The sequence below is a fragment of the Pseudoflavonifractor sp. An85 genome (genome assembly GCF_002161235.1).
Taxonomy (GTDB): domain Bacteria; phylum Bacillota; class Clostridia; order Oscillospirales; family Oscillospiraceae; genus Enterenecus.
Window position 1 is genome coordinate 88,046 of the sequence record NZ_NFHE01000008.1, and the last position, 9,509, is coordinate 97,554.

At 54.3% G+C, this 9,509-nt stretch carries 11 protein-coding genes and 1 pseudogene; 1 reads left to right on the top strand and 11 read right to left on the bottom strand.

Features of this window, described 5'->3' with window-relative positions; translation table 11 throughout:
• Positions 1 to 61: 61 nt before the first annotated feature.
• Entirely contained in the window at positions 62 to 1,525 is a 1,464-nt protein-coding gene (locus B5G37_RS05905) for an alpha/beta hydrolase (RefSeq protein WP_143482880.1), read from the bottom strand.
• A gap of 102 nt (positions 1,526 to 1,627) precedes the next feature.
• On the bottom strand, positions 1,628 to 3,244 hold the full coding sequence (locus B5G37_RS05910) for a recombinase family protein (RefSeq protein WP_002596236.1): 1,617 nt from the start codon (positions 3,242 to 3,244) through the stop codon (positions 1,628 to 1,630).
• Between the two features lie 225 nt (positions 3,245 to 3,469).
• Here B5G37_RS05910 and B5G37_RS05915 point away from each other — a divergent pair, with 225 nt between their 5' ends.
• Positions 3,470 to 3,670 (top strand): hypothetical protein, encoded by a 201-nt coding sequence (locus B5G37_RS05915; protein ID WP_002596235.1) that lies wholly within the window; start codon positions 3,470 to 3,472, stop codon positions 3,668 to 3,670.
• A gap of 64 nt (positions 3,671 to 3,734) precedes the next feature.
• Here the strand turns inward: B5G37_RS05915 and B5G37_RS05920 are convergent, their stop codons facing one another.
• From B5G37_RS05920 to B5G37_RS05970, 9 genes and pseudogenes are all read right to left on the bottom strand, one after another.
• Positions 3,735 to 3,929, bottom strand: a complete 195-nt coding sequence (locus tag B5G37_RS05920) for a transposon-encoded TnpW family protein (protein ID WP_002596234.1) — start codon at positions 3,927 to 3,929, stop codon at positions 3,735 to 3,737.
• A 14-nt stretch (positions 3,930 to 3,943) separates the two neighbouring features.
• Positions 3,944 to 4,786: an ATP-binding protein gene (locus B5G37_RS05925; protein ID WP_002596233.1), complete on the bottom strand. Its 843-nt coding sequence runs from the start codon at positions 4,784 to 4,786 to the stop codon at positions 3,944 to 3,946.
• Positions 4,783 to 5,577 (bottom strand): replication initiator protein A, encoded by a 795-nt coding sequence (locus B5G37_RS05930; protein WP_006356266.1) that lies wholly within the window; start codon positions 5,575 to 5,577, stop codon positions 4,783 to 4,785. Before B5G37_RS05930 ends, B5G37_RS05925 begins: the two co-directional genes overlap by 4 nt.
• 72 nt (positions 5,578 to 5,649) lie before the next feature.
• Complete coding sequence (locus B5G37_RS05935) at positions 5,650 to 6,036, bottom strand: cysteine-rich VLP domain-containing protein (protein WP_087255381.1); 387 nt, start codon at positions 6,034 to 6,036, stop codon at positions 5,650 to 5,652.
• Entirely contained in the window at positions 6,026 to 7,651 is a 1,626-nt protein-coding gene (locus B5G37_RS05940) for a relaxase/mobilization nuclease domain-containing protein (protein ID WP_002596230.1), read from the bottom strand. The genes B5G37_RS05935 and B5G37_RS05940 overlap by 11 nt, the downstream gene beginning before the upstream one ends.
• The gene (gene mobC, locus B5G37_RS05945) at positions 7,623 to 8,021 is read right to left on the bottom strand and encodes a plasmid mobilization relaxosome protein MobC (RefSeq protein WP_002596229.1); all 399 of its coding nucleotides are present in this window, start codon (positions 8,019 to 8,021) and stop codon (positions 7,623 to 7,625) included. The genes B5G37_RS05940 and mobC overlap by 29 nt, the downstream gene beginning before the upstream one ends.
• Positions 8,022 to 8,518: 497 nt before the next feature.
• The gene (locus tag B5G37_RS05955; RefSeq protein ID WP_002586615.1) at positions 8,519 to 8,731 is read right to left on the bottom strand and encodes a helix-turn-helix domain-containing protein; all 213 of its coding nucleotides are present in this window, start codon (positions 8,729 to 8,731) and stop codon (positions 8,519 to 8,521) included.
• A complete protein-coding gene (locus tag B5G37_RS05960) occupies positions 8,724 to 9,146 on the bottom strand; it encodes a sigma-70 family RNA polymerase sigma factor (protein ID WP_002586616.1) in 423 nt (140 codons plus the stop codon). The genes B5G37_RS05955 and B5G37_RS05960 overlap by 8 nt, the downstream gene beginning before the upstream one ends.
• 171 nt (positions 9,147 to 9,317) lie before the next feature.
• Positions 9,318 to 9,509, bottom strand: a pseudogene (locus tag B5G37_RS05970) (class I SAM-dependent methyltransferase); the annotation flags it as partial.

Here is a 9,509-nt window from a genome sequence, read left to right on the forward strand (position 1 = left end):
CCTGGGGTAGGAAAAGGCAAGGGGTTGGGCGGAATTTTTCGCCCAACCCCTGCGCGGATGCTTACAGGGCGGTGAGGGTGTTGGTACAGCTCATGATGGCCACAAGCAGGGCCATGATGATACCAGCCAGGTATGGATTTTTGGTGGCACGATAGAGTTTGCGGGAAACCACGGCGGCTACGGCCAGAACTACGATGACGGGATAGAGCCAAATACCGATGATGCTGCCGCCAAAGAAGGGGAAGAACTCATTGGGCATGTACCCGGTGATGTAGAAGCAGCCATACATGATGATGACCATGACCACGCTGGGCAGGATGTTCCACATGACATTGACCGCAGTGTTCATCCAGGTTTTTTTACCCATCTCGAAATAGTTGTAGCTGTTGATGGAGATAGAATTGGGAATGTAGTAGAGCAGGAAGAAGGGGAGATACAGGAGAATGTAGGGCAGTTTGTCCACAGTAAAGGCCTTGAGGGTAATCACCCACAGCCGGAAGTCTGCCTTGAAGAAATAGTCGGCCAGGAACACCAGACCGTAGGCGGACAAAGCTACGGTAAGGGCCAGTACCACCGTCAGGCCCAGATTTTTGGGAGAGATCTTCACGCCGTTGGTGGCAGCCTGACCGGATTGCCCGGTGAATTTACCGCCCAGATAAATGAGCAGCAGGGCAAACAGACCGCAGCTAGCGGCCCAAACGCCGATGAAGGTGGGGCCGGCCTGAGGCATGACCGCAGCCAACTTATTGATGTAGCGGTAGCCAAACATGTATACCACAAAGCTGAATACACTGGCTAGGATACCGCTCAGCCAGAACCAGGTTTTTGCTTTGCCGGTGAGGGCAGGAGCGGGCTGTACGGGGGTTTCTGCCTTCAGGGCGGCGAAGGGACGGGTACCCACCAGAACCACAGCAAAGCTGACCACGAACATCATGACGCCAACCAGACCCAGGGCGTTGAAAGCAGCCTTGATTTGCCAAATCTGATTGTTTCCATCGATGGGATTGGGAGCACCCAGAGCGGCATCAAAGAACTCTACGCTGCTGGTCACCACTTGTTTGGAGAAGTGAGCCCAAGGATGGGTGATGTCGGGATTGTAGATGACGCGAATGGCTTCTTGGCCATCGATTTCCTGGGTGTACATGGTGTAGCTCTCTCGAGTTTCCAGGCCCTGGGGGTTCTGGCCAAAGTGAAGGAAGGACTGTGCTGTGCTCTGATCAATGTAGTCCCGAGGAGCGGAACGACTACCGTCAGCCTGCGCCACCCGGTGGAAGAACTCATCGTACTGGCAGGCTACGATACCGGCATCCCGGCTGCCAAACATATTGTAGAAAGCACCAGACTCATCGGTGTAGACAGCGTCGTTGGAAACCAGCAGGGCAGCAGCGATGAGTTGGGTTTCGGCCTGGTTGTCCAGGAGTACAGCGGTGCGGCTGGCCAGAGCGCCATTGGAGTGGCCGGTGACACCGATGCGGGAGGCATCCACATAGGGTAGGGTGGCCACCATCTGGACCGCATCATACATACCGTTGGCATTTGCTTATGTGTGATAAAGAAGCAATAGAAGTGCAAAAAATTTTGCCGTTCCTATCCGACACTTGGCCATTGTGTCGGATAGGTCGGGCGGTTATTCGGGCAAGTCAATCTTGCCGACAAAGCTGTAATAAATCTCAATGTCCTGCCTGCGGGTGCCGTTCTCATCATAGCTGCACTCATGCACCACAATTTTCTCGATCATTTCCCGCAAGAGAGTGGGGGTCAGTTCTTCAAAGGCAAGGTGCTTGCGGACAATGCCCATAAATTTCTCGGCGTTGACGGTAGCTGCCTGTGACTTGTCCAGTTCGGCTTGCAGGGCGGCGGCTCTCTTTTTCAGCTCCGCTTGCTCGGCTTCGTAGTCAGCCGACAGTTCCATGAAACGCTCATCGCTGATTTTGCCGTTTACATTGTCCTCATACAGCCGCTTGATAATGCGGCTGATTTCAGAAATGCGTTCCTGCGCCTGTTCAAGCTGCTTGATGGCTGCGGCGGTCTTTCGCTTGCCGCCGATCTCGTTCTGCTGGACAAGTAGTTTCACAAACCGGCTCTCATGCTTGGCTGCGTATTCGGTCACTTGCCGGAGATTTGCCAGGACACCAGCGGTCAACAGATCGGTGCGGATAAAGTGCGCCGTACAGTTGCGGGTGCGCTTCTTGTAGCTGCCGCAGATGTAGCAGTCCTGTTTGCGGTCTTTGTTCTGATACCGCTGCTGATACAGCACATGGCCGCAGTCGGCGCAGAACAAAATCCCGGAGAACAGCCCCACTTCATCGTAGCGGTTCGGGCGTTTGCGCTGTTTGCGTAACTCCTGCACCCGTTCCCATGTTTCCTTGTCGATGATCGGCTCATGGTGGTTCTCGAAAATGGCCTGCTTCTCGACGGGGTTCTCTATGCTGTGCTTGACCTTATAAGAAGGCTTTTCCGTTTTGAAGTTCACCAGACATCCGGTGTACTCTCGGTTTTCGAGGATATGAACGACGGTGTTGGTCGCCCATTTGCACTCATAGCCTGGGTGATAACGGCGGGTGCTGCCTGTCCGCTGATATTCCAGCGTCCCCGGCGTGGGGATTTGCTGCTCCGTCAGCATACGGGCAATCTTGGTCGGGCCGTTCCCGGCAAGGCAAAGCTGGTAAATCTGCTGCACCACCGGGGCGGCTTCCTCGTCTATAATAAAATTCTCGTCCTCGTCCATCACATAGCCGTAAACCGGCTTGCTGGTAACAGGCTTGCCGCTCATGCCTTTTGACTTTTTCACTGCCTTGATTTTCTTGCTCGTATCTCTCACCAGCCATTCATTGAACAGATTTCGCAGCGGGGTAAAATCGTTGTCCATGCCCTCGCTGGCACTGTCCACATTATCGTTGACAGCGATAAAACGCACACCCTTTTGAGGGAACAGCATTTCCGTGTAAAACCCTACCTGCAAGTAGTTTCGCCCTAACCGGCTCATGTCCTTGACGATGACCGTACCCACTTTCCCGGCTTCAATGTCCGCAAGCATGGCTTGAAATCCGGGCCGCTGGAAGTTCGCGCCGGAAAAACCGTCGTCGGTGTACCAGCGCAGATTGGTAAAGCCGTTCTGTTTTGCGTAGGTTTCGAGTATCCTTTTTTGGTTCGATATGGAATTACTCTCGCCTTGCAATTCATCCTCGTGGGACAATCTCGGATAAAGGGCGGTAATGAGGTTTTGGGTGGCTTGTCTTAACATAAAATCCTCCGTTTCCGACAGCCAGCCCCACTATTCCGTGGTTTCATTGTACCACGGAACGGCGGGGGCTGTACAGCGGCAAAAGCGTTAAATTTGCTTCTTTACAGCTTTTCAATTTTCCGATTTTTATGGTATGGGTTGTCGTCCCATATTTGCAGTAGAAAAGTTCATAACTCCGTGGTATACTCTGATTTAACAAAAAAATCAGAAGTTAAAGGAGAAAACATGAAGTATACAATAGATGAATTAACCGCGGCCAAAAGGCAAATTGATTCAACTCTGCACAAGCTAAGAGAAACAGTAAAAACATTTGAATCAAAGGATAATTCCGAGCGTTATAAATCACAAATCACATTGGCAAAGAGAAGAATAAAAGCCTTTGAAATTGCAAATTATTTTATAGAGAATGAGATTAAGAATTGCTAAAGCACTTCCGATTTTCGTTCCAGCGGTCATGCTCCCTGGCATGGCCGCTTTTCCATGCCCCGGTTCACGCCGGATAAGTCGGCTCCTGTGTAGCAGCGGCTTCCGCTTCCAGTACCCGCGCCATTTTGTCGGCGGCTGTGGTTGTGGTGTCTTTCTTGAAATAGCCGGACACGACAAGGACGGAATTGCCCATGCGGATTTCCGTCACACAGTCAGGGCGGCGGGTGGTGCGGGTGTCGTGCTGCTTGTTATCTGCCATAGGCAATACTCCTTTCAGTCGGTAATCAGTTTCTTCATGCTCTCCATTTTCCGCTTGGCGGTTTCCTGCCGGAAGTTGTCGCCGGTAAAGCGTACCGGGACGCACATGGAAAGCAGGCGGTCATAAATCCGGGAATGGGCGGTGTCCTCCGGGTTGTGCAGGTCGTCCAGCGTAAGGTTGGTCGTGACGATCAGCGGCTTGCCGCTGCGGTAACGGCTGTCAATCACATTGAACACCTGTTCCAGCCCGTATTCCGTCCCGCGTTCCATGCCGAAGTCGTCAAGGATCAGCAGCGGATAACGACAAAGGCGGGAAATGTACTCGTTGCGCCCCTCAAAGCTGGCGGCAAGGTCATTGAGGATAAGAGCAAAGTTCGTCATGCGGACGGGGATTTCTTTCTCCATGAGGGCGTTTGCGATACAGCCTGCAAGGTAGCTTTTGCCGGTGCCTACGCCGCCCCAGAACAGGCAGCCGATATTGTCTGTCCGCATATCTTCCCAATGCTCCACATACCGGCGGGCAAGCCCGGTCTGCGGGTTCCTGCCGTTGTCGTTCTCGAAAGTCCAGTCCCGCATGGTGGGGTCGGTAAAGCCCCGGCGTTTCAGTTCTTCCACGGTGTCAAGGTGTCTGCGCCGCTTTTCGGCGGCTTCCCGTTCCTCGCGGGCGGTTCTCTGGCAGTCGCACTCTGCCGGGTGGCGGTCGCGCCCGAAGATAGCGGCCTTATCCGGCGCAAAATAGGCTTCTTTCGGCTTGCGGCACTTGCCGCAGTACAGTAAACCGTCCTCGCCGGTGTAGTCCTCCGGCTCCGGGATGGTGGTCGTCATATTCTCCAAAACCGCGTTGATTTCATTCTTCATAAACTCTCGCCCTCCTTGCATGAGTAGTCTGGTATGCCCTTTTTAGGGGCTTCCTTTTTGTCGTTCCCCGCCCATATCCGCAGGGCGGCGGCATAGTTCTGGTAGCTTTTCCCGTTGGCGGCAAGGTAGCGGCTCATTTCCTCGATGAACCGTTCCAGCCTGTCAGGGTACTCTGCCTGCAACTCGTCGTATTCGGTCTGTGACAGAAAAATATTTCCATATCGGCCATAGGGCGCGGACGGCCCCCCACTCACTCCCTTTGTTTGGCTCTCTGTAAGGTTGTTTATAGTAGTTTGGTTAGGGGACGGTTTTCCGACCATCATAAGGTCGGTTTTCTGACCATCAGTAGGACGGTTTTCCGGCTCTATGAGGGGCGGACTTCCGGCCATCAGTTGGTCTGAAAACTGTACCTGTGGCACTGGCGGTACTTTGACATAAAGCCGGTTCGGTGCGGAGAAGCCGCCCCGTTCCCGTTCCAACAGCCCCGCCGTGTCCAGTTCATTAAGCGCCCCCTTGATGGTGGTGCTGCCTTTATCCAGTATTTCTGCTATCTCCGCGATGGGATAGATAATATAAATCCTGCCCTCGTCGTCCAGCCACTTGTTTTTCTGGGAGAGGGTGGAACGGTCTAACAGCAGCGAATACAGCAGCTTGGCGGTCTGTGAAATCTCCATTTTCAGCAGGAAACGGGGATACGGCAGATAGGCGGGCAGCCGCGTGTCTGCCCTGATATAATCAGCGATAGGATCACCTCCCTGTGTTCGGGTTGATTTTGGCGTATTGTCACGCATTAAAACGCCGTTTCCGGGGGAAAAGGATAAATGTATCGCGTACCCTTTGACACCCACGAAAAAAGCCTTGATTTATGCGGGTTTGAAAGGCTCTAAAGCGTGACATCTCTGCCTTTGTTTCCGCTTTCTCTCGGCGGCTTTGATTTTCTTCATGCGCCCGGCGCAGTCGGGGCAGTATTTTCCCCGGTTGGATTTGGGGACAAAGGCCGCCCCGCAGACGGCACACCGTTTCTGGCTTCCCCGGCACAAGAGGGCTGCGGCCAGCTCCCCGTCAAGGGGCAGGACAGCCACACGGAACCAGTGGCACATGAGGGAAAAGGAAATGCTCTGGACGCACACGCAAGGCTCCCCGTCGTCCAATAGCAGGCAGTTCCCCTCATCGTAGTTACAGCACTCATGTACCAGCCGCCGCGCCCGCCGGTGCTGGCGGTAGTCCATGTGGGGCAGGTTATCGCTCATGGCTCTGCTCCTTTCTGCGGTGCGGCTCGTCCCGGCGCAAAATCTGGTCGATGTTCCGCTTGACGGTCTGCAACTCCTTGAACCGCTGTTTCTGTTCGTGATAGGTGTTATACAGGCCGTCTTTCTCGGAGATAAGCTGCTCGATCTCGGCCTGCAACGCTTTCCGGGCGGGCAGCTTGGTAATGCCATGCGCCTTGAAATACCGGGCTGCTGCGTCGGCTATGATAAAATCGCTCTCATGGGCCTGCCGGTATGCGGCGCGGGCTTTCTCGGATTTCTGTGCCCGCAGCCCGTCGCGGGCGGCCTTGGTCTGGGCGTAGGCCAACACCTGCCGCTGCAACTTCTTTTTCCCTTGCAGCTTCGTTTCCAGTGCTTTCAGTTCGCCGCTGGTCTGGCGCATTTTCTGATAGGCGGTGTCAACGGCGGCTTCTAACTGCTCCGGGGAAGTAAAGCCGTATTGCTGGTAGACGGACAGCGTTTTGGCGGCCTGCTTCAGATTGTGTATCTTCGCCCAGCGTTCATAGCCCCGGCCTTTGCCCTCGGCCATTTTCTGCTCAATGTCCACAAGCCGCTGCACTCCGTCCTGTTTCGGGGCGGCTATCTCGGCTCTGGCAACCTGCAAGCGGTCTTTTATGGTGCGTGGGGGATCGGGGGATCTGGCTGGCGCTTCGGCTGCTCTGGCGGCGTTTTGCTCTAAAACGGCAAAGACAGCGGCGCGGTCAAAATCGTCGCCCAGCTTCCGGGCGGTAATTGGCTTTGTCCTGTCCGGCGTGAGGTAGGAAAGCCGCCCCCGGCTCTCCTTGACGGTCACACCCTCCTGCAGCAACAGAGAGGAAAACTCGTCAAAGCTGGCGGCGGTGGCAAGGGCTTTCCGTAGGGTCTGCCGCAGCTTCTCCTTGTTCGTTTCAAACTTGGTCTGCCGGGGCGTGATACTATCGGCAATCATGGGGGCGTTCTGCTTGTCCAGCGCGGCCTGTCCCTTTTTCTGCGCCCAATACTCCCGGTCGGTGACGCGGTTCTTGCTGCCGTTCAAGAGGTCGATTTGATAAAGCCCCTCCCGGTGGCACATCTCCATGACTTCGGATTTGAAGTAGCGCAGGGCAGCGTCGGTACATCGGTGCTTGCAGCCGACTTTCGTATCGGCCGGCCTGTCCATGTAGGGCAGGAACGGCACTTCCTCAATCCGCAGGCTGTTTATGACGATATGCACATGAATGTTGCCGCTGTGGTTATGCCCGTCCGGGTGGGTGCAGACAAGGGCCTGGTGGCCGGGAAAATGCTCTTTACAGAATTGTTCCCCCAACGCCTGCGCCCGGTCTACGGTCAGGCCGTTGTCCGGCCCGTCCCGCGGGTCAAAGCTGATGATGTAGTGGTGGCTTTTCACATCTTCCCGCCGCTGGTTTTTCTGATAGCGGAGATTGGCCCGCATACACGCAACGGCAAAATCCTCCCCGTCGCAGTTCAGCGTGGACAGCCGGTAGTCCTCGCGGGGGATAAGCCTGCCGGTTTCATCAAGGACGGGCTTCATGGTAAACTCGTCATGCTCAAAGAGAAGATATTGCTCGGCGGCTCCGTAGTCGGCGTTTTTAGAGTTGATATGCTTGAGTGTTGCCAACCGCGTCACCTACTTTCTTGAGGACTTCATACTTGAGGACGGCAAGGTCGGATATGGCGGCGCGTACCTCGCCGGAAAGGGTGTTGTAGGGTACGCCGTATTCGTTCAGATACCGGGCAATCTGATTGAGGTTGCCGCCGATCCTGCCGTACTCGGCTGTCAGCTTCCCGACAGCGGAAAGCAACTCGTCATTGACCGACGACACATGGACAACCGGGCGTATGGTCGCCCGCCGTATCGCCTGCCGGAGAAATTCGGACTGGCTGATACCATAGGGCGCAAGCCGCGCTGTGAAGTCGGCATACTCATCTTCGGACAGCCGGGTTTTCACAACGCGGCTGCGGTGGGGCGTGTTGTATTTCTTTCGCATGGTGTGACCTCCTTTCTCGCCCGTAAGGGCGCATGAGCAGGGTTTGGGGAAGGCACTCCCCAACAAGTTTCCCGCGAGGGGCAAAACTGCAGAATTGCGGATTTTGGCACCGTGGTAGAAACTTGCTCTCCGTGACTGCAAACTTTCTCTCACTTCCGTCCGCCACTTTTTTGGAAAACTGCAACCACAAAAGTTTGTTTCTCTTTTTCTGCTACTACTAATCCTGTAAAGGGCATTCCTGCCCGCTTTCGCTAAAATGACACCGGACGCAGTGGTTTCTACCCGGTGTTGGAGAAATCCTTTCTCTTTGCCCTCTACTACGGGTAAATGCTCCAAATGCCAAACACCAGGGCAGAAAAATTCCCTCCTCGCTTACTACTACAACCGGCAGGGGGCAAAATGGCCGGGAGCGGAGCCGGACAACAAAAAAAGCAGTAAATCTTTTTCAAGACTTACTGCTTTCGCTGGCCGCGTCGGTGGCGGCTGGTATTCAGTTTTTATGACTTGTCCGGTGGTTCGTCAAGCCGGAACTTGAATTGACAGTCAATTAACCGCTGCTTTACATAGTCCTCCACCTCGGCGTTGACCTGCCCGTTCACTTTTGAGAAATAGCGGATATATCCGGCGTAGTGGAGCAGGACAGCGTTCACGGCTTCTGGGTCGCCCTCACGGGCTTTGAGGATTGTTTCATAGGGGAGAAGTCTACTCATACCGGCTCACCCCCATTTCTTCGCGTAGCCGCTGCAAGGCAAGCTGGATATGCCGCCCCGCTGTGCTGCGTGACCGGCCAATACACGCGCCGATCACGCGCTGCGGCTGGCGCAGAAAGTAATAGCGCAGGATTTCTTCCCGCGTCTGCTCCGGCAAAACAGAGATCGCGTCGGCAAGGGCGGCGTTGCAGAGCAGGACGGTCTGACCGCAGACGGTAAATGGGTATTCCTCGTCCGGCTCCGACGCGGCAAACTGGACAAACTTCTCGTTCATCAGATAGTCAAGGGAAACTTGCCGTTCCCATTGCCGTTTAAGCTTCAAAATCTTGTCCAAGGCGGCACAGCGGATAACAGTCTTGCAAAAGGCGTTGTACCTGCGCTGGATATATTCTTGATAGGCTATCTGGTCGGTCATGGAAATTCCCCTTTCTGAATAATAGTGCGGGGCGGTGGCACTTCTTGCTGTCGCCCCTTGATTGCCTACCAGCAAAGGCGGGCGGGGCTGTCAACGGCTGCGCATATGCGCCGTTCATCTTGACCGTTGACTGGCTCGGCTGGGTTTGCTATTTACCCGACAAACTTGAATTTATTTTAAGCTATCACGTTTTACCTTCTTAAGCCTTACTATCATTACCATAGGAATTTCTTTGTTGGTTTTAAAACATTCTTCATAAAATCCATCAATGACAAATCCAGCTCTAAAACAAAGGTTAAAAATATCTTGTATGGAACGATGATAATAAATCTGCTCTTTCGGTTGCCCTTCAATCGCTATATC